The sequence below is a fragment of the Pseudomonas sp. P4_C8 genome (assembly GCF_056401975.1).
This window is the reverse complement of sequence record NZ_JBFUIH010000002.1, coordinates 112,108-129,689: the sequence shown is the minus strand read 5'-3', so window position 1 is coordinate 129,689 and position 17,582 is coordinate 112,108. Positions and strand designations below refer to the sequence as shown.

General features: G+C 59.0%; 17 protein-coding genes and 1 pseudogene. 9 read left to right on the top strand and 9 right to left on the bottom strand.

What is annotated here, in order from left to right:
- The first annotated feature begins 205 nt into the window (after positions 1-205).
- Together AC1DWM_RS01810 and AC1DWM_RS01805 are read left to right on the top strand one after the other, a co-directional pair.
- Positions 206-982: an IclR family transcriptional regulator gene (locus AC1DWM_RS01810; RefSeq protein ID WP_477794508.1), complete on the top strand. Its 777-nt coding sequence runs from the start codon at positions 206-208 to the stop codon at positions 980-982.
- A 231-nt stretch (positions 983-1,213) separates the two neighbouring features.
- Positions 1,214-2,092 carry a DMT family transporter gene (locus AC1DWM_RS01805; protein WP_452628237.1) on the top strand — a complete coding sequence of 293 codons (879 nt, stop codon included), beginning with the start codon at positions 1,214-1,216 and terminating at the stop codon, positions 2,090-2,092.
- Positions 2,093-2,141: 49 nt separating this feature from the next.
- On the opposite strand, the gene AC1DWM_RS01800 is transcribed toward AC1DWM_RS01805, so the two are convergent.
- Positions 2,142-3,443: an MFS transporter gene (locus AC1DWM_RS01800; protein ID WP_477794507.1), complete on the bottom strand. Its 1,302-nt coding sequence runs from the start codon at positions 3,441-3,443 to the stop codon at positions 2,142-2,144.
- Positions 3,444-3,833: 390 nt separating this feature from the next.
- Between AC1DWM_RS01800 and quiC the strand changes: the two genes are divergently transcribed.
- Entirely contained in the window at positions 3,834-5,735 is a 1,902-nt protein-coding gene (gene quiC, locus AC1DWM_RS01795) for a 3-dehydroshikimate dehydratase QuiC (protein WP_477794506.1), read from the top strand.
- Between the two features lie 102 nt (positions 5,736-5,837).
- The gene (locus AC1DWM_RS01790) at positions 5,838-6,515 is read left to right on the top strand and encodes a TetR/AcrR family transcriptional regulator (RefSeq protein ID WP_223519390.1); all 678 of its coding nucleotides are present in this window, start codon (positions 5,838-5,840) and stop codon (positions 6,513-6,515) included.
- 36 nt (positions 6,516-6,551) lie between these two features.
- Here AC1DWM_RS01790 and AC1DWM_RS01785 read toward each other — a convergent pair whose 3' ends face one another.
- From AC1DWM_RS01785 to AC1DWM_RS01775, 3 genes are all read right to left on the bottom strand, one after another.
- Complete coding sequence (locus tag AC1DWM_RS01785) at positions 6,552-7,406, bottom strand: shikimate dehydrogenase (protein WP_477794505.1); 855 nt, start codon at positions 7,404-7,406, stop codon at positions 6,552-6,554.
- Positions 7,407-7,411: 5 nt separating this feature from the next.
- Positions 7,412-7,852 (bottom strand): type II 3-dehydroquinate dehydratase, encoded by a 441-nt coding sequence (aroQ, locus tag AC1DWM_RS01780; protein ID WP_477794504.1) that lies wholly within the window; start codon positions 7,850-7,852, stop codon positions 7,412-7,414.
- A gap of 140 nt (positions 7,853-7,992) precedes the next feature.
- Positions 7,993-8,904 (bottom strand): LysR family transcriptional regulator, encoded by a 912-nt coding sequence (locus AC1DWM_RS01775; protein ID WP_477794503.1) that lies wholly within the window; start codon positions 8,902-8,904, stop codon positions 7,993-7,995.
- Between the two features lie 249 nt (positions 8,905-9,153).
- On the opposite strand from AC1DWM_RS01775, the gene AC1DWM_RS01770 reads away from it, so the two are divergent.
- Both AC1DWM_RS01770 and AC1DWM_RS01765 read left to right on the top strand, forming a co-directional pair.
- Positions 9,154-9,582 (top strand): DUF4160 domain-containing protein, encoded by a 429-nt coding sequence (locus AC1DWM_RS01770; RefSeq protein ID WP_477794502.1) that lies wholly within the window; start codon positions 9,154-9,156, stop codon positions 9,580-9,582.
- The gene (locus tag AC1DWM_RS01765) at positions 9,579-10,025 is read left to right on the top strand and encodes a DUF2442 domain-containing protein (protein WP_477794501.1); all 447 of its coding nucleotides are present in this window, start codon (positions 9,579-9,581) and stop codon (positions 10,023-10,025) included. Before AC1DWM_RS01770 ends, AC1DWM_RS01765 begins: the two co-directional genes overlap by 4 nt.
- Before the next feature lie 54 nt (positions 10,026-10,079).
- On the opposite strand, the gene trmA is transcribed toward AC1DWM_RS01765, so the two are convergent.
- Entirely contained in the window at positions 10,080-11,159 is a 1,080-nt protein-coding gene (gene trmA / locus AC1DWM_RS01760; protein WP_477794500.1) for a tRNA (uridine(54)-C5)-methyltransferase TrmA, read from the bottom strand.
- On the bottom strand, positions 11,156-12,451 hold the full coding sequence (locus AC1DWM_RS01755; protein ID WP_223519403.1) for an NCS2 family permease: 1,296 nt from the start codon (positions 12,449-12,451) through the stop codon (positions 11,156-11,158). Before AC1DWM_RS01755 ends, trmA begins: the two co-directional genes overlap by 4 nt.
- Positions 12,452-12,674: 223 nt before the next feature.
- Between AC1DWM_RS01755 and AC1DWM_RS01750 the strand changes: the two genes are divergently transcribed.
- Together AC1DWM_RS01750 and AC1DWM_RS01745 are read left to right on the top strand one after the other, a co-directional pair.
- On the top strand, positions 12,675-13,121 hold the full coding sequence (locus tag AC1DWM_RS01750; protein ID WP_477794499.1) for a DUF4879 domain-containing protein: 447 nt from the start codon (positions 12,675-12,677) through the stop codon (positions 13,119-13,121).
- A gap of 67 nt (positions 13,122-13,188) precedes the next feature.
- A complete protein-coding gene (locus AC1DWM_RS01745) occupies positions 13,189-13,740 on the top strand; it encodes a DJ-1 family glyoxalase III (RefSeq protein ID WP_223519406.1) in 552 nt (183 codons plus the stop codon).
- Between the two features lie 6 nt (positions 13,741-13,746).
- Here AC1DWM_RS01745 and AC1DWM_RS01740 read toward each other — a convergent pair whose 3' ends face one another.
- The 3 genes and pseudogenes from AC1DWM_RS01740 to AC1DWM_RS01730 form a co-directional block, all read right to left on the bottom strand.
- Positions 13,747-14,034, bottom strand: a complete 288-nt coding sequence (locus AC1DWM_RS01740; RefSeq protein WP_059182122.1) for a HigA family addiction module antitoxin — start codon at positions 14,032-14,034, stop codon at positions 13,747-13,749.
- A 13-nt stretch (positions 14,035-14,047) separates the two neighbouring features.
- Positions 14,048-14,334 (bottom strand): annotated as a pseudogene (locus AC1DWM_RS01735) (type II toxin-antitoxin system RelE/ParE family toxin).
- An 84-nt stretch (positions 14,335-14,418) separates the two neighbouring features.
- The gene (locus tag AC1DWM_RS01730) at positions 14,419-15,657 is read right to left on the bottom strand and encodes an MFS transporter (RefSeq protein ID WP_477794498.1); all 1,239 of its coding nucleotides are present in this window, start codon (positions 15,655-15,657) and stop codon (positions 14,419-14,421) included.
- A gap of 484 nt (positions 15,658-16,141) precedes the next feature.
- On the opposite strand from AC1DWM_RS01730, the gene AC1DWM_RS01725 reads away from it, so the two are divergent.
- Positions 16,142-17,581 (top strand): cytochrome ubiquinol oxidase subunit I, encoded by a 1,440-nt coding sequence (locus AC1DWM_RS01725; protein ID WP_223519412.1) that lies wholly within the window; start codon positions 16,142-16,144, stop codon positions 17,579-17,581.
- Position 17,582 lies beyond the last annotated feature (1 nt).

The following is a 17,582-nucleotide window of genomic DNA, read 5'->3' as shown; positions in this document are numbered from 1 at the left end:
GGTTTTTGCGTGTGCCAGCATGCACTGTAGCTTTGCGGCAGGGGGAACCTTGCAGACTGTAGGAACATGGATAGCCCATCGAATTCCGTCAGACGATGGGTTTTTCTCAAATGAGTGATGCCTGTGCTTGTCGACTGTTCAGTTCCAGATTTCGCGTTATACGGTTCATCTTCTAGAATCAGGCAAATTGAGTTTGGAATCTCCCATGGCCGGCAGTCAGATCGAACGTGTTTTCAGCGTGCTGGAAAGTCTTACCAGTGACCCTCGCGGCCTGCAGATGCAGACGCTGGCGGAACAGCTGGATATCCCTAAAAGCGCGACCCATCGCTTGCTCGCCGAGCTGATCCGCTTGGGTTATGTGCGGCAGAATCCGGAGAACCTGCGCTATCACCTGTCGACCAAACTGGTGGCGATGGGGTTTCGTTATCTGGCGGGCAGCGGCGCCGATATCGTGCAGCCGGTGCTGGATCGCCTGGCTCAGGAGACCGGTGAACTGGTGCGCCTGGGCGTCATTGAGGGCGAGCGGCAGATCTGGATCGCCAAGTCTCAAGGTGCCCGGTCCGGCCTGCGATACGACCCGGACATGGGCCGCGATGCGCCGTTGTTCTATACCGCCTCGGGCCACGCGTGGCTGGCGTGCATGAGCGATGCCGAGGCGTTGTCGCTGGTAGAACGTCAGGGCGGTGAGCGGCCGAAGGACCTGGGGCCGAATGCGCCGCGTTCCAACATTGAATTGCTGGAACGTCTACGTCTGGCGCGCGATCAGGGCTATGCCTGGGTTGAAGAGAGCTCGGCGGTGGGCACCTCGGCGATTGCTGCCGTGGTGAGGCACCCGAGCGAGGGGCGGGTGATCGGGGTGTTGAGCATCGCCGGGCCCAGTGCGCGTATGCCGGGCGCTCGATTGCATGAGTTGGCACCGCTGTTGTTGACGTTTGCCGAAGAGTTGTCGGCGGCGAGCCTTGCTTCAGAGTTATTCAGTTAACTCGGGCACACCACCACTCCATTGTGGGAGCGAGCCTGCTCGCGATAGCGGACTTTCAAATAGCTGAAATGTTGAATGTGAATCCGTCATCGCGAGCAGGCTCGCTCCCACAGTTTGATCTCTGTTCATCTGAAAACTGTGCGTTGTTCGAACACTTTCGGCCTATGCTTGTATAGGAATCTGGAACCAGGTTCTAAATTATTGGAATTCGCCAGGCGCAAGGGAACCCATATGACCGTCAGCACCCCGCTCTCCGGCGTAAACCGCCCCTTCAAAGGGATTTTGCTGATCGTTCTTGCCACCTTCCTCTTTTCCAGCCATGACGCCTTGTCGAAATACCTCTTGGGCTTTTACCCGATGGTCATGGTCGTTTGGGCGCGTTATGTGGTTCACACCTTATTGATGGCCGGGATTTTTCTGCCGCAATCAGGGCTGGGCGTGCTGCGTACCAAGCGGCCTTTGCTGCAGACAATGAGAGCGTTGTGCCTGTTGGGCACCAGTCTGTTTTTCACCACTGGTTTGCAATACATCCCGTTGGCCGAAGCCACGGCGGTCAACTTTCTTGCGCCGGTGCTGGTCACCGCGTTATCGGTGCCGTTGCTGGGTGAGCACGTCACCCGTGGCCAATGGATCGCGGTGATTTGTGGATTTATCGGCGTATTGATCATCGTCCACCCAGGCGGTGATCTGTTCACGCCTGCGGTGCTGTTGCCGTTCTGCTCGGCGCTGTTTTTCTGCTTCTATCAATTGCTCACCCGCAAGCTCAGCAACATCGACAGCCCGACCACCAGTAACTTCTTCGCCGGCCTGTGCAACACCTTGGTGATGTGTGTGCTGGTGCCGTTCTTCTGGAAAATGCCAACCCTTGGGCATGGCTTGATGATGGTGGCGTTGGGTGCTTGCGGGATGACGGCTCACTTGTTTCTGACTCAGGCGTTCCGCTATGCCGCGCCCGCGCTGCTGGCGCCGTTCGGTTATTGCCAGATTGTGTTTGCCGGGTTGCTGGGCTGGCTGCTGTTTTCCCACACACCAACCCTGACCACCGTGGTCGGGATCGCGGTGATTTGCTGCAGCGGGTTGGCGGCAGCGTGGCAACAGAGTCGTCGGTAGGAGAAACAACAAGGCAGGCCTGGAATCAGGCCTGCCTGGGGAAGGGCAATTACTCGGTAACGGTAGGAATCTTGCGCGGTGCCATGAAGTACATCCAGGTCAGGGCGATGAAGTACATCGCCGGGATCAGGGTGAAGAGCACGGTGTAGTTGTTGTTGGTGACGGTCAGAATGTGGCCGACCAACTGCGTCATGAACATCCCGCCGATGGCTGCGCACATGCCGCCAAAACCAAATACCGTACTCATCATGTGTTTAGGCGTGTAGTCCATCACCAGGCTCCAGATGTTCGCGGTCCAGGCCTGGTGCGCGCCGATGGCCAGGGAAATGGCGGCCACCGCGACCCACAGACTGCTCGAACCGGCCGCCATGATCACGCCGATGATGCAGCAGGCGAACAGGAACATGGACATCAGCCGCGCCTTGATCGGGTTGACTCCGCGACCGATCAGGAACGAGGAGAGGATCCCGCCACCGACACTGCCGAAGTCTGCCGTCAGGTAGATGATGATCAGCGGAATACCCATCTGGGTCACGTTGATCCCCAAGTTGTATTGTTGATTGAGGAACGGCGGCAGCCAATACAGGTAGAACCAGAACACCGGCGCGGTCATCGCGTAAGCCAAGGCAAAGGCCCAGGTGCCACGCATGCGCAGGATTGTCGAAAACGATACGCGGGATTGTTCCGGTTCGACTTCGTTCTGGATGTAGTCCAGCTCTGATTGTTTAACGCTTGGATGATCTTCCGGGTTGAAGTACTTCAAGCCCCAGAACAGCAACCAGATACCGCCCAGCGCCGACATGCACAGGAACGCAGCCTGCCAGCCCCACACGTGGAGGATCAGCGGCAACAGCATCGGGGTGAACATCGCGCCGACGTTGGTCCCGGCGTTGAAGATGCCGGTGGCCACGGCGCGCTCGCCGGCAGGGAACCACAGCCGCGTGGTTTTCACGCAGGCCGGGTAGTTGGCGGCTTCAGTCAGGCCGAGGATAAATCGGCAAACCATAAAGCCGACTGCCGAGGTGGCCAGGCCGTGAGCACCGGTGGCGATGCTCCAGAGCAGTACCGCGCAGAAGAACACGCGCTTGACGCCGACCCGGTCGATCAATCGGCCTTGCAGCACGAAACCGATGGCGTAGCCGACCTGGAACCAGAAGTTGATGTTGGCGTAGTCCATCGCCGTCCAGCTCATTTCCTTGGCGAGAATGGGCTGCATGACGCCGAGGGCGGCACGGTCGATGTAGTTCAGGGTCGTCGCAAAAAACACCAGCGCCAGCATGCCCCAACGGGTTTTGCCGACCGCCATGGCGCCACGGATCTTGTCGCCGATGCCGCCGATGGCAGGAGTCATGGAGGAGCGCTCCACGGGAGAACTTTGAGAAGGAGTCATGTAGTCCACCGATTGTTTTTATGTGGTGTTCTGGGGCTTTGGTAACCGAATCCGATGGTTTATGACCGGGCTCAATGTGGAGTTGATGTTGCGCAGTGGATAAAAAATCGTCAATTCGCCAACCGTCATTTTGTTCGATAATCGAACACAAAACTAACCGGATAGTACACTTTGAATTGCTGTGTGAGTTTACGCAGCCAATAATTCACTTCAAGAAAAACACAGTCCTGTAGGAGCACGGCTTGCCGGCGATGGCAGCCGCGAGATCGCCATCGCCGGCAAGCCGTACTCCTACATAAAGCAAGCGTGCAGCACCCTGACAAGACTGTCTCCACCACCGGGAGTCGAAATATGCAGCGTTCCATTGCCACCGTGTCCTTGAGCGGTACCCTGCCGGAAAAACTCGAAGCCATTGCCGCCGCCGGTTTTGACGGGGTGGAGATTTTCGAGAACGACCTTCTCTACTACGACGGTAGCCCACGGGAAATTAAACAGATGTGCGCCGATCTGGGGATCGCGATCACGCTGTTTCAACCGTTCCGGGATTTCGAAGGGTGCCGCCGTGACCGACTGCCGCGCAATCTGGAACGGGCCGAGCGCAAGTTCGACTTGATGCAGGAACTGGGCACAGACTTGGTGTTGGTGTGCAGCAACGCGTCCGCCGATTCCGTCGGGGATGAGCAAATCCTCGTCGACGACTTGCGCCTGCTGGCGGAGCACGCCGGCGCGCGCGGCCTGCGGATCGGTTACGAAGCACTGGCCTGGGGCCGGCATGTGAACACCTATCAACAGGTGTGGAACATCGTCCGTCAGGCCGATCACCCGAACCTCGGCGTGTTGCTGGACAGCTTTCACACGCTGTCGCTCAAGGGCGATCCGAGCGCTATCGCCGAGATCCCCGGCGACAAGATTTTCTTCGTGCAAATGGCCGACGCGCCGATCCTGGCCATGGACGTGCTGGAGTGGAGCCGACATTTTCGCTGCTTCCCGGGCCAGGGCGAATTCGATTTGCCGGGCTTCCTCGCACCGATCATCAAGAGCGGCTACACCGGGCCGCTGTCGCTGGAAATCTTCAACGACGGTTTCCGCGCCGCCCCCCCTCGGGCCAATGCCGCCGACGGTTTGCGTTCGTTGCTGTACCTCGAAGAGAAAACCCGCCAGCGCCTGGCGCAGGACGCTCAACCGGCGACCAACCTCGACATCCTGTTCGAGACCCCGACGGCCAGCGAGTACAACGGCATCGAGTTTCTCGAATTTGCGGTGGATGAAAGCCTCGGCGCCAAGCTTTCCCATTGGCTGGAGCGGCTGGGTTTCGTCAAGGCCGGGCAGCATCGCTCCAAGAGCGTGAGCCTGCTGCGTCAGGGCGATATCAACCTCATCCTCAACTCTGAGCCTTACTCGTTCGCCCACAGTTTTTTCGAAGCGCACGGCCCATCGCTGTGCGCCACCGCTGTGCGGGTTAAAGACAGTGCGAGCGCGCTGGCCCGGGCCGTGGCTTACAACGGTCAGCCATATCGCGGACTGGTCGGGCCCAATGAATTGGAGCTGGCCGCGGTGCGCGCACCGGATGGCAGCCTGATTTATCTGGTGGACCAGGAAGCCGACGTCTATGGCACCGACTTCAATCTATATCCTGCCGCCGTGGCCAATGGCGGCCTCAAGCGTATCGACCACATGGCCATGGCGTTGCCAGCCGACAGCCTCGACAGTTGGGTGCTGTTCTACAAGAGCCTACTGGATTTCGAAGCCGACGACGAAGTGGTGCTGCCCGACCCGTATGGCCTGGTAAAAAGCCGTGCGCTGCGCAGCCGCGACAGTTCGATCCGCTTGCCGTTGAACATTTCCGAGAACCGCAACACCGCCATCTCACACGCGCTGTCGAGTTATCGCGGCTCCGGTGTGCATCACATCGCGTTTGATTGCGATGACATCTTTGCGCAAGTCAGCCGCGCGAAAGAGGCGGGCGTGCCGTTGCTGGACATCCCGCTCAATTACTACGATGACCTCGCCGCGCGGTTCGACTTCGATGACGAGTTCCTCAGCGAGCTGGCCTATTTCAACGTGCTGTACGACCGCGATGCGCAGGGCGGTGAACTGTTTCATGTGTACACCGAGCCATTCGAAGGGCGGTTCTTCTTTGAAATCATTCAACGCAAGAACGGCTATGCCGGCTATGGCGCAGCCAACGTCGCGGTTCGACTGGCGGCGATGGCCAAATCCCGCAGCGGTGCCCTCCGTCAGGCCAAGTTGTAGGAAAATCGTAAACACGGGTACAAACCGCTGCCGCACGACTTCCTTCACTGTGCGGCGCGGCCCATAATCGCCAGCCTGTGCAGTGATGGCCGTGAGCCCGCAATGACAATGACTTCAGAACGCTCCGCAGTGCCCGTCGAACCCATCGCCGAGCCTCGCAAAAGCCGCAAAAACAACCCGGAAAAGACCCGCGAGAACATCCTTCAAGAGGCGATTGTCGAGTTCGTCCAACAGGGGCTTTCCGGTGCTCGCGTCGATGCAATCGCCGAGCGCATCCACACCTCCAAACGCATGATCTATTACTACTTCGGCAGTAAAGAGCAGCTCTACGTTGAAGTGCTGGAAAAGCTCTACGGGGACATTCGCAGCACCGAAAACCGTTTGCTCCTGACCGAGCTGGAACCGGTCGAGGCGATTCGGCGCCTGGTGGAATTTACCTTCGATCACCATGATCGCAATGTCGATTTCGTGCGCATCGTCAGCATCGAAAACATTCACAACGCTGAATACGTGAAACGCTCCGATGCGATCAAGGCGATGAACAATACGATCCTCGATTCACTGGGCGAGATTTTGCGTCGTGGTGCCGAGGAGGGGCTGTTCCGCGCAGGGCTTGTGCCGCTGGATGTGCATCTGTTGATCAGTTCGTTCTGCTTCTATCGCGTATCGAACCGTCATACCTTCGGTGAGATTTTTCAGATCGACCTGCCGGACGAAACTATCAAGCAGCGTCATCGGGAGATGATTTGCGAGTCGGTGTTGCGCTACTTGCAGGCTTGAAATGAAGTGAGGGGATTGTCCCCTCACTGCATCCACTCAGCCATTCATGCTCTGAAAATGCGCCAGCATTCGCTGCGCATCCGGCACTACGCCGCTGAACAATTCAAATGCCTTCACCGCCTGAAACACTGCCATGTTGCCGCCATCCAGGGTCCGGCAACCGAGCGCGCGGGCATTGCTCAGCAGTTCGGTTTCCAGCGGGAAGTAAACAATCTCCGCCACCCACAACTCAGTGCGAAGCAGCTCCATCGGCACCGGCATGCCCGGCAGTTTTTTCATGCCCATGGGCGTGGTGTTCACCAGCCCGTCCGCTTGGGCCATTGTGCTTGGCAGATCATGCCCGGCCACCGCCCGGCCAGCGCCAAAATGCTGATTGAGGTTGTCCGCCAGCGCCTGCGCGCGGTTGATCTCCACGTCGAAAATACTCAGCAGTTGTACGCCTTCGCTTAATAGCGCGTGGGCCACTGCCGCGCCTGCGCCTCCGGCACCCATTTGTACGACATGTTCACGGGCAGCGTCCTTCAAGCCACGGCGAAAACCTTCGGCAAAACCCAGGCAATCGGTGTTGTGACCGATGCGTTTGCCGTCTTTCAACACCACGGTGTTCACCGCGCCGATGCCGCGCGCTTCCGGCGACAGTTCGTCGAGCAACGGGATGATCGCTTGCTTGCACGGGAAGGTGATGTTCAGGCCGGTGAAGTTCATCCGCTCGGCTGCCATCAGCAGGTCGGGCAAGGCACTGCTGTCGAGCTGCAACTGATCGAGGTCGATCAAGCGATAGAGGTAACGCATGCCCTGCGCTTCGCCTTCATGCTCGTGCAGCGCGGGTGTGCGGGAGGCTTGAATCCCGGCGCCGATCAGCCCGGCCAATACGGTGTTGTGCTGAGTCATTGCGTTCACCCTTTCAATTGCAGACTGAAATGTTCCAGTGCCAGGCGATAGCCGTGGCTGCCGAAACCGGCCAGCACGGCGGTGGCGATGGCCGAGACGAACGAGTGATGCCGGAAAGGCTCACGAGCGTGGACGTTCGACAGGTGGACTTCGATCACGGGCAGTTCGCTGGCGACGAGGGCATCGCGGATCGCAACCGAGGTGTGGGTCCACGCGGCCGGGTTGATCACAATCCCGGCGCAACGACCGCGAGCGGCGTGAATCCAGTCGAGCAACTCACCTTCGTGGTTGGTCTGGCGAAACTCCACGACCAGGCCGAATTCTTCAGCGGCACGTCCGCACAGCGCAGAGATGTCTGCCAGGGTTTCGTGGCCATAAGTCGCCGGTTCACGGGTGCCAAGCAGGTTCAGGTTCGGGCCGTTGAGCACCAGAACGATAGGGGGCATCGAGGGTCTCTCCACTTATTGTTTTTGGAAGCGGCTGTTGGTTCAACCTGTGGAGATAAATTGTACTAGCTAGTTAGTTTGGTCAATTAAAGAGACGTTTCAGCCGGGATTTGTGGGCGGTGATCGGACAGTTTCGAGGTTTATCGGGGCAGATGCTCAACCAGGAAGTCGATAAAGGCGCGCAACTTCAGGGGCACATGGCGGCTTTGCGGATACAGCAACGTGAACGGTCGCGAGCGTCCGCTGTAAGGCTTCAACACTTCCACCAGTGAGCCATCGACCAGTTCGCTTTCGACGATAAACCGGTACGTCTGAAACAGTCCCGCCCCGTGTTTGGCCAGGGTTACGCCGCCGAGCACATCGTCAGAGCAACTGAGACTGCCCTCGGCGAGAATCTCCCGTGGTGCGCCGTTGTCATTGAACAACCAGGCAATCCGCCGACCGCTGCTGGGCAGTTCGTACTGAATGCATTCATGCTGCGCAAGGTCGTCCAGGGTTTGTGGGACGCCGGCACGTTTGAGGTATTCGGGGCTGGCAATCATCACCAGCGCGGCGTCCTCCAGATGTCGGGCAATCAGCCCGGAATCCGGAATCGCCCGAACGCGAATGGCCATGTCATAGCCTTCGCCAACGAAATCGATGTTGCGATTGCTGATGTGCGACTCGACCTTTACGTCGGGAAAGCGCGCCCGAAACGCCGGCAGCAACGGCAGAATCCGGTGGTGTGCATAAGTCGTGGGAATGCTGATCCGCAACGTGCCGGACGGTTGCTGCTGCTGGCCCATGACCTCGCGTTGGGCTTCGATCAGTTGCGCCAGCGCCTGGCGACATTCCTCGTAATACCGGCGACCACTGTCGGTCAACTTCACGCTACGGGTCGTGCGCGCGAACAGCCGCACGCCCAGGCGTTCTTCCATGCGCGATACCGAACGGCTGACGGCGGCCGGCGTCACGCCCGCCACCAGCGCGGCGGCAGTAAAGCTCCCGGCCTCGGCCGCCAGACAAAACAGTTCGATGCTGCCCAACTGAAGATCATCGAAGACTCGCTGCATGATTGATTACACCGGGGATCAAATGAGGGGCTGAATGGCGTCACTGTAGATGAAATTGCCGTGGCAGTGATTATCTGGAGCGGCGGCTTTTTTTGCGGGCATGGAGAAAGGATTGCTTACTATTTTGACGCAGTAGACGGCGAGTCAAAAAACGCTCAAGCGCTAGTCTGAAAATCAGATCGCACCAATTATCGGGTTCTTCAAGGAATGGAGAATCTTTGCACTCTATAACCTAACGGATGGGTTAGCATGAACGTATGTCGCTATAAGGGCTTTTCATTGGTCGTCATGCTGCGCGATGAACATTGTCCGCCTCATGTCCACGTCGATGCCCGAACGTGGAGTGCACGCTTCAAATTCAGTTTCTGGCACAACGGCGTGGAGCTCTGGGATGTCGTACCTCATTCGCAGCGACCCCCTTCAGCAGTGCTGGAGGGATTGCGTCAGGCGCTGCGGCAACCGGCGCATTTACGGCGAGCACGCGGCATCTGGTGGAGCAAATTGCGCACGGCCTGCCTCGACAATCAGTTGTGGGATTGGGAGGGCAATGAAGTGGTCGTGATGAAACGAATCGCCTGCACGAGCTACCTGATTGGCTCGGCCTGTTACGAGCCCGAAACGAACAAGACGTTGTTGTCCCTGATGGGGGCTGCCGAGGGAGTGGAAATCGAATTATGAAAACGATACAGGCGAACATTCAGGCGGATCGCCCCGTCACCGAAGAAACACTGGATCAGGCCATTCAGCGAGGCGAGTTGAGCCGTCGTAGCGGTTTGAATGCGACAGCAGTGACCTGGACAGGACATTGCCTGGTCGTCGGCTTTGAAGACGGTAGTGGCGTGCTGCTACCGGCGAAGAATTACCCGGAGTTTGATGGCTTTGACGATGGGGACTTCGCCCACTTGAAGGTTGGCTTTTCGGGAACCGCGCTCTGTCATGAAGGCAGGGATTTACAGGTGTCCATCTCAGGATTGATTTCAGCGAGCAAGCCACTGATGGACATGGCGTCTTCAGTCATCGCCGCGCGCAATGGTCGCCAGAGTAGTGTTGCCAAGGCCGAGGCTGCGCGGGCCAATGGCAAAAAGGGCGGGCGCCCGCGTAAGGTGGATTCGGCTCTTTGACTTGCCCACAAAAAAGCCGTCGTGATGACGGCTGATTTGTACCGGCAACTGCAATCAACGACGGGTCAACAACACCCCGGATTCCATGTGATGCGTCCACGGGAACTGGTCAAACATCGCGCACTGAGTGATGCGATGCGTGTCGTGCAACTGGGCGATGTTCGCCGCCAGCGTTTCCGGGTTGCAGGAGATATAGAGGATGTTGTCGAAGCGTCGGGTCAACTCGCAGGTGTCCGGGTCCATGCCGGCACGGGGCGGGTCGACGAACACGCTACCGAACTCGTAGCTCTTGAGGTCAATGCCGTGCAGGCGACGGAATGGGCGGACTTCGTTCAGCGCTTCGGTCAGCTCTTCAGCGGACAGGCGCACCAGCGTAACGTTATCCACCGCGTTTTCGCTGAGATTGCTCAGGGCTGCGTTGACTGAGGTCTTGCTGATTTCCGTGGCCAGCACTTTGCGTACACGGGTGGCGAGCGGAAGGGTGAAGTTGCCGTTGCCGCAGTACAACTCCAGCAAATCGTCGGTGCGATCACCGAGGGCGTCGTAAGCCCAGTTGAGCATCTTCTGGTTGACGGTGCCGTTGGGCTGGGTGAACGCGCCTTCCGGCTGGCGATAGCTGAAGGTGCGGCCGCCGACGTCGAGCTTCTCCACCACATAATCGTGGCCGATCACTTCGCGTTTGCCCTTGGAGCGACCGATGATGCTGACGTTCAGGTCGGCGGCCAGTTTCGTGGCAGCTGCATGCCAGTGCTCGTCCAGCGGGCGGTGATAGCACAGGGTGATCATCGCATCGCCGGCCAGGGTGGTCAGGAACTCCACCTGAAACAGCTTGTGGCTCAGGGCCGCGCTGGCTTTCCATGCCGCTTTGAGCTGCGGCATCAACTGATTGATGCGCACGCTGGCGATTGGAAACTCTTCGATCAAGATCGGCGTACGTTTGTCTTCCTGGGAAAACATTGCGTAGTGCCGCTCGCTGGCTTCACGCCACAGGCGGAACTCGGCGCGCAGGCGGAAGTTTTGCAGCGGTGAGTCGAAGACGGCCGGTTCAGGTGCATCGAACGGGGCCAGCAGGTCACGCAGGCGTGTGACCTTTTCTTCGAGCTGAACGGCGTAGGCCTGGGAATCAAAAGTCATGCGTTGAACCAACCCAACTTGATCACGAACAGAATCGACAGAATCACCAGCGCCGGGTTCAGCTCACGTCCGCGACCGGACATCAGCTTGATTGCGGTCCAGGAAATGAAACCGAAGGCGATGCCATTGGCGATGGAATAAGTGAACGGCATGGCCAGCGCGGTGATCACGACCGGTGCGGCGACGGTGATGTCGTCCCAGTCTATTTCGGCCAGGCCGGAGGTCATCAGTACGGCGACGAACAGCAGTGCCGGTGCCGTGGCGAACGCCGGAACGCTGGCGGCCAGTGGCGAGAAGAACAATGCCAGCAGGAACAGAATCGCAACCACAACGGCGGTCAGACCGGTGCGGCCACCGGCACTCACGCCGGCTGCGGATTCGATGTAGCTGGTGGTGGTCGAGGTGCCCAACAGCGAGCCGGCCATGGCCGCGGTACTGTCGGCGATCAGCGCGCGACCCATTTTCGGCATGTGGCCGTCCTTGCCCATCAGGCCGGCGCGCTTGGCGACGCCGATCAGGGTGCCGGAGTTGTCGAACAGATCGACAAACAGGAAGGCGAAAATCACGCTGACCAGACCGATGTCCAGTGCGCCTTTGATGTCCAGTTGCAGGAAGGTCGGGGCCAGGGAGGGCGGCATCGACATCACGCCGCCGAACGGGGTGAAGCCCATCGCAATCGAAACGATGGTCACCACCAGAATGCCGATCAGCACTGCGCCGCGTACGGCCAGGGCTTCGAGAGCAACGATCAGGGCAAAACCCAAGGTCGCGAGAATCGGGGCCGGTTGTTTCAGGTCACCGAGGCCGACCATGGTCGCCGGGTTGCTGACCACGATACCTGCGTTATGCAGGGCGATCAGCGCCAGGAACAGACCGATACCAGCGGCAATCGCCGAGCGCAGCGGCAGCGGGATGCTGTTGATGATCCATTCACGGATGCGGAAGATCGACAGCAGGAAGAAGCACACCGCCGAGATGAACACCGCCCCCAGCGCCACTTGCCAGGTGTGGCCCATGTGCAGAACCACGGTGTAGGTGAAGAAGGCGTTCAGACCCATGCCCGGTGCGAGTGCGATCGGGTAGTTGGCGATCAGGCCCATGGTTGTGGAGCCGATGGCCGCAGCCAGACAGGTGGCGACGAACACCGCGCCCTTGTCCATGCCGGTCTCGCCGAGGATGCTCGGGTTGACGAACAGAATGTAGGCCATGGCCAAGAAAGTCGTGACGCCCGCCAGAATCTCGGTCCGCACGTTGGTGTTGTGTGCCTTGAGTTGAAACAGCCTTTCCAGCATGTCTGCTCCCCGTGGCGCGCCCGGCGCCGTGAATGTATCGACCTCAACAGCAAAGCACAGACCGCTGAACGCGCCTGGGAAATTACTGTGGGCCGGAAAAAGCCGCGCATCATACCAGTCGCGTAGGGTTATGGCTGCTTATGGCTGCGATCGTCGTCGATGTTTTGCCGTCAAGTGAAGTGAGCCATACTGCGCGCTGGTTTTGGGGGTAGTTATGTATTGCATGAAAAAGCCTGTGATCGCCGTGATTGGCGTCGTGTTTGCCTTGTTGCTGGGGGCGCAAAACGCCTCGGCCGCGATGGCGCCACCCTTGAGCCAGTTGAAAGTGCTCAAGGTCGAATCGCCAGGTTGTGGCTTTGAAGACATCGCCGAGGGGCAGGAACAGACGCGCTGCGACCACAGCGGCCCGAGTATCAAGGTCTATGTGTTGGAAGTCGGCTACGGACGTGAGGCGTTTGTCGCGCTGGACGGGTTTGAACTGAACGGCACCCGCACGCCGGTCTGTGCTTTTGATACCGGTAATCTGACCGAGTGCACCGTCGGGAGAAAAACCGTCGGCTATCTGTATGTCCTGGACCTGGCCGGCAAGCAGAACGGCGTCTTCACCTTCAGCAATACCTCGATCAACGCGCCGGGCAACACGATGTCGACGCAGCTTTACATCAAGTAACGGCTGCGCTCGAACAAGCGTCAGGAAAGCTGACTACGCTTTAAAGATCACCCTGTGGACTGCCCCCATGACCTTTAGAGCTTTGATTACCCTCGCCGAGGGCATTGATGACCTGCAAACAGTGACCCTGGTCGATGTACTGCGCCGCGCCAACGTTGAAGTGGTGGTGGCCAGCATCGAGGGTCGGCGCATGCTCACCTGCGCTCGTGGCACCCGACTGACGGCCGATGCCATGCTGGTGGATTTGCTGGCCCAGCCGTTCGACCTTATTGCCTTGCCCGGCGGTGCCGTTGGCGCGCAACACCTGGCGGCCCATCAACCCCTGCAACAACTTATGAAGGATCAAGCCGCCGCCGGACGCTTGTTCGCGGGCATCGCCGAAGCCCCGGCGGTCGCGCTGCAACAGTTCGGTGTGTTGCGTCAGCGGCGCATGACGTGCCTGCCCTCGGCCAGTCATCAGCTGTTGGGCTGCAACTTTGTCGACCAACCGGTGGTGGTTGACGGCAATTGCGTGACCGCCCAGGGCTCTGGGGCCGCCTTGGCATTTGCCCTGACGCTGGTGGAACAACTCTGCGGCAAAGCCACACGCGCGGCGGTGGCGGGGGAGTTGTTGGTTTAAGGGATGTCAGGCGTGGATGGCAATGGGCTTGATCGCCGGTTGCTCACGCTGTTCCGCTTGCCAGAGATCATAATCGGTCTGAACCCCTAGCCACATGCGGGCCTTGCCAATCCCTGCCCGCTCCAGGCGCACAGCCAGATCGGGGCTGATCGGCGCATGTCCATGCAATACCCGAGAAAGATGTGGTCGCGCAAAACCCAGATGGCGGGCCAGTTCAGTGACGCTGATGCCGAGTTCGGGCAAGACATCCATCAATAGTGTTTCGCCAGGGTGTGGCGGGTTGTGCATGGGCATTGCCTGCCTCCTGTCAGTGGTAGTCCAGATAGTCGACCAGTTCGATGTCTGAACCGATAAACCGAAAAACCGAAAAACAACTCGCCAGTTCCCTGAATCACTCAGTGACCAGAATTCGGCCAACTCCCCCCTGAGTGGATGCAGTCGCCATCCCGGAATATCGAGGTCGCCGGGTAGCGCTGCACGGTCCATGAACTGAAGCATCCGAGACAGACGCTTTGCATGGTCTGCGCGAATCCCGCGAGTCGAACCTGTTGCATAGAAGCCACGAAGGCCCTTGTGCTGAAAGGATTTGATCATGGGAGAAGTGTAAGGCGATACATTACACTGGAAGCGGTATCTATGTATTGCACCTTGTCGGCAAATTTATGCCAGCAACCTGCTTCAGACCTTCACTTCTTCCACCGGCACATGCATGCGGTCACGGTTGGCCAGGCTCGGGAACAGTTTCACCCAGACCCCGGTCACCACCAGGGTGCCGATCCCGCCCATGACCACCGCCGGTACGGTGCCGAACCAGTGGGCGGTCAGCCCGGATTCGAACTCGCCCAACTGGTTCGAAGCGCCGATGAACAGGCCGTTCACGGCGCTGACCCGGCCACGCATTTCGTCCGGGGTTTCCAGTTGCACGAACGAGGCGCGGATCACCATGCTGATCATGTCTGCCGCACCCAGCACTACCAGCACGGCAAGAGAGAACCAGAACGAGGTCGAGAGGCCGAAGGCAATGGTGGCCACGCCGAACACACCGACTGCCGTGAACATCACCCGTCCGACATTGCGCTCAACCGCAAATCGCGCCAGGAACAACGACATCAGTAACGCTCCGACTGCCGGCGCTGAACGCAGCAGGCCCAGACCCCACGGGCCGGTGAGCAGGATGTCCTTGGCAAACACCGGCAGCAGCGCCGTCGCGCCACCGAGCAAAACCGCAAACAGGTCCAGAGAGATCGCCCCGAGAATGTCCGGGCGACTGCGAATGAAGCGGATGCCCGCCAGCAGCGAATCCAGCGTCGCCTTGCCCTTGTTCAGCGGCGTTTGCCGGGCCGGCAAGTTAAGCATCAGCACGCAGGCAATGATGTAGAGGATTACGGTCGGGCCATACACCCAGACGCTGCCGAAGGCATAGAGCAAACCACCGAGCGCCGGAGCGACGATGGTGGCTGATTGCTGCGCAGATTGTGCGGCGGCCACCGCGCGGGGAAACAGCGCACTGGGCACGATGCTCGGCAACAGGGCTTGAGTGGTGGGCATTTCGAAGGAGCGCGCGGCACCGAGCAGGAACGCGAGGATGAAGATCATTTCCCGGGTGACCTGATCGGTTGCACTGCCGATGGCCAGCGACAGGGCAATCAGCGCTTGCAGGGACTGGCAGATCGCCGCGACTTTGCGCCGGTCATAGCGGTCCGCGACGTGCCCGGTGTGGAGCATGAACAGCACGCGAGGCGCAAATTCCACCAATCCGACCAGACCCAAATCGAGCACGTTGCCGGTCAGCTGATACAGGTTCCAGCCAATGGCCACCGTGAGCATCTGGAAACCACTGGCGGTAAACACCCGGGCCAGCCAGAACGCGAGAAACGGACGGTGGTGACGTAACAGCAAGGGCTCTTGGCTGGGCATCTGCGGGAAAATCTGGGAGAGGGGAAGGGCGAGGTTATCACCAACCTGTAACCAGAAGTTGCAGCCACCGCAAATTTAGTTAGCTAGACACCGATCTCGAAATCGCCCAAATCCCCCTGTGGGAGCGAGCCTGCTCGCGAAGCGGTGTTTCAGGCAGCATGAGTATTGATTGATACGCCGCCATCGCGAGCAGGCTCGCTCCCACAGGGAAAGTATCGCGGCGCATGTCTGCGGCCATGAGGCAACTTGTCACGCGGCAAAAGACCACGCGGTTCATGGCCAGAAATGGGACTACTCTTTCAACGTTGATTGATCCAGATCAAAACCCCAAAAGGAATTGATCCGACGGCCATTTGGCCAGACTCCCTGCGTTGTGATGCTAATAAAAACAGAACGAATTTGAATTCACCTCACTCCATACCCGTGGGGGCCGATGGGTGCAGGTTTCCAGCCAGCAGCCGTATTACCTGACAGAGGAAGACTTATGTTCGGTTTAGAGGCACTTGATCTCGCCCGAATTCAGTTCGCGTTTACCATCTCGTTTCACATCCTGTTCCCTGCCATCACCATTGGCCTGGCGAGTTACCTGGCGGTGCTCGAAGGTTTGTGGCTGAAAACCCATAACGACACTTACCGCGACCTGTATCACTTTTGGTCGAAGATCTTTGCCGTCAACTTCGGCATGGGCGTGGTCTCCGGGCTGGTGATGGCTTATCAGTTCGGCACCAACTGGAGCCGCTTTTCGGACTTCGCCGGTTCGGTGACCGGGCCATTGCTGACGTACGAGGTGCTGACAGCCTTCTTCCTCGAAGCCGGTTTCCTTGGCGTCATGCTGTTTGGCTGGAACAAGGTCGGGCGCAATTTGCACTTCTTCGCCACGGTCATGGTGGCCATCGGTACACTGATCTCGACCTTCTGGATTCTGGCCTCCAACAGCTGGATGCAAACGCCGCAGGGTTTTGAAATCGTTAATGGTCAGGTGATTCCCACCGACTGGCTGGCGGTGATCTTCAACCCTTCGTTTCCCTACCGCCTGATGCACATGGCGACGGCGGCGTTCGTGGCCACGGCGTTTTTCGTCGGCTCTTCGGCGGCCTGGCACTTGCTGCGCGGCAAGGACAACCCGGCCATCCGCACGATGCTGTCGATGGCCATGTGGATGGCCTTGATCGTGGCGCCGATTCAAGCGGTCATCGGTGACTTCCACGGGCTCAATACCCTCAAGCATCAGCCGGCGAAGATTGCGGCGATTGAAGGGCATTGGGAAAATCATGGCGATGAACCGACCCCGCTGATCCTGTTCGGCTGGCCGGACATGAAAGAAGAGAGAACCAAATTTGCCGTCGAGATTCCGTACCTGGGCAGCTTGATTCTCACTCACTCGCTGGACAAACAGGTGCCAGCGCTCAAGGAGTTCCCGCCTGAAGACCGGCCAAATTCGACCATTGTGTTCTGGTCGTTCCGGATCATGGTCGGCCTGGGCATGCTGATGATCTTCACCGGTTTGTGGAGCCTGTGGCTGCGCAAACGCGACAAGCTCTACACGTCGCGGCCGTTCCTTTACCTGGCGTTGTGGATGGGGCCGTCTGGCCTGATCGCGATCCTCGCGGGTTGGTTTACCACCGAAATCGGCCGTCAGCCGTGGGTAGTCTACGGTCTGATGCGTACGGCGGACGCGTCCTCCAACCATAGTTTCGTACAGATGAGCATCACGCTGATTTTGTTCGTTGTGGTGTATTTCGCGCTGTTCGGTGCCGGTCTGGGCTACATGATGCGCCTGGTGCGCAAAGGGCCGAAGATCGATGAAGGCAAGGAAACCAACGACGGTGGTCCTGGCCAGAAACGTACACCGGCTCGTCCGCTCTCTGCGGCTGACGATGATGGCGCCAGTGACCACAGCCCTAGCCTGACCAAGGAGATTTGAG

Excerpts from the sequence above, each read along its gene's own strand:
- AC1DWM_RS01810 (WP_477794508.1), top strand. The coding sequence starts at position 206 with ATGGCCGGCAGTCAGATCGAACGTGTTTTCAGCGTGCTGGAAAGTCTT.
- AC1DWM_RS01805 (WP_452628237.1), top strand. The coding sequence starts at position 1,214 with ATGACCGTCAGCACCCCGCTCTCCGGCGTAAACCGCCCCTTCAAAGGG.
- AC1DWM_RS01800 (WP_477794507.1), bottom strand. The coding sequence starts at position 3,443 with ATGACTCCTGCCATCGGCGGCATCGGCGACAAGATCCGTGGCGCCATG.
- quiC (WP_477794506.1), top strand. The coding sequence starts at position 3,834 with ATGCAGCGTTCCATTGCCACCGTGTCCTTGAGCGGTACCCTGCCGGAA.
- AC1DWM_RS01790 (WP_223519390.1), top strand. The coding sequence starts at position 5,838 with ATGACAATGACTTCAGAACGCTCCGCAGTGCCCGTCGAACCCATCGCC.
- AC1DWM_RS01785 (WP_477794505.1), bottom strand. The coding sequence starts at position 7,406 with ATGACTCAGCACAACACCGTATTGGCCGGGCTGATCGGCGCCGGGATT.
- aroQ (WP_477794504.1), bottom strand. The coding sequence starts at position 7,852 with ATGCCCCCTATCGTTCTGGTGCTCAACGGCCCGAACCTGAACCTGCTT.
- AC1DWM_RS01775 (WP_477794503.1), bottom strand. The coding sequence starts at position 8,904 with ATGCAGCGAGTCTTCGATGATCTTCAGTTGGGCAGCATCGAACTGTTT.
- AC1DWM_RS01770 (WP_477794502.1), top strand. The coding sequence starts at position 9,154 with ATGAACGTATGTCGCTATAAGGGCTTTTCATTGGTCGTCATGCTGCGC.
- AC1DWM_RS01765 (WP_477794501.1), top strand. The coding sequence starts at position 9,579 with ATGAAAACGATACAGGCGAACATTCAGGCGGATCGCCCCGTCACCGAA.
- trmA (WP_477794500.1), bottom strand. The coding sequence starts at position 11,159 with ATGACTTTTGATTCCCAGGCCTACGCCGTTCAGCTCGAAGAAAAGGTC.
- AC1DWM_RS01755 (WP_223519403.1), bottom strand. The coding sequence starts at position 12,451 with ATGCTGGAAAGGCTGTTTCAACTCAAGGCACACAACACCAACGTGCGG.
- AC1DWM_RS01750 (WP_477794499.1), top strand. The coding sequence starts at position 12,675 with ATGAAAAAGCCTGTGATCGCCGTGATTGGCGTCGTGTTTGCCTTGTTG.
- AC1DWM_RS01745 (WP_223519406.1), top strand. The coding sequence starts at position 13,189 with ATGACCTTTAGAGCTTTGATTACCCTCGCCGAGGGCATTGATGACCTG.
- AC1DWM_RS01740 (WP_059182122.1), bottom strand. The coding sequence starts at position 14,034 with ATGCCCATGCACAACCCGCCACACCCTGGCGAAACACTATTGATGGAT.
- AC1DWM_RS01730 (WP_477794498.1), bottom strand. The coding sequence starts at position 15,657 with ATGCCCAGCCAAGAGCCCTTGCTGTTACGTCACCACCGTCCGTTTCTC.
- AC1DWM_RS01725 (WP_223519412.1), top strand. The coding sequence starts at position 16,142 with ATGTTCGGTTTAGAGGCACTTGATCTCGCCCGAATTCAGTTCGCGTTT.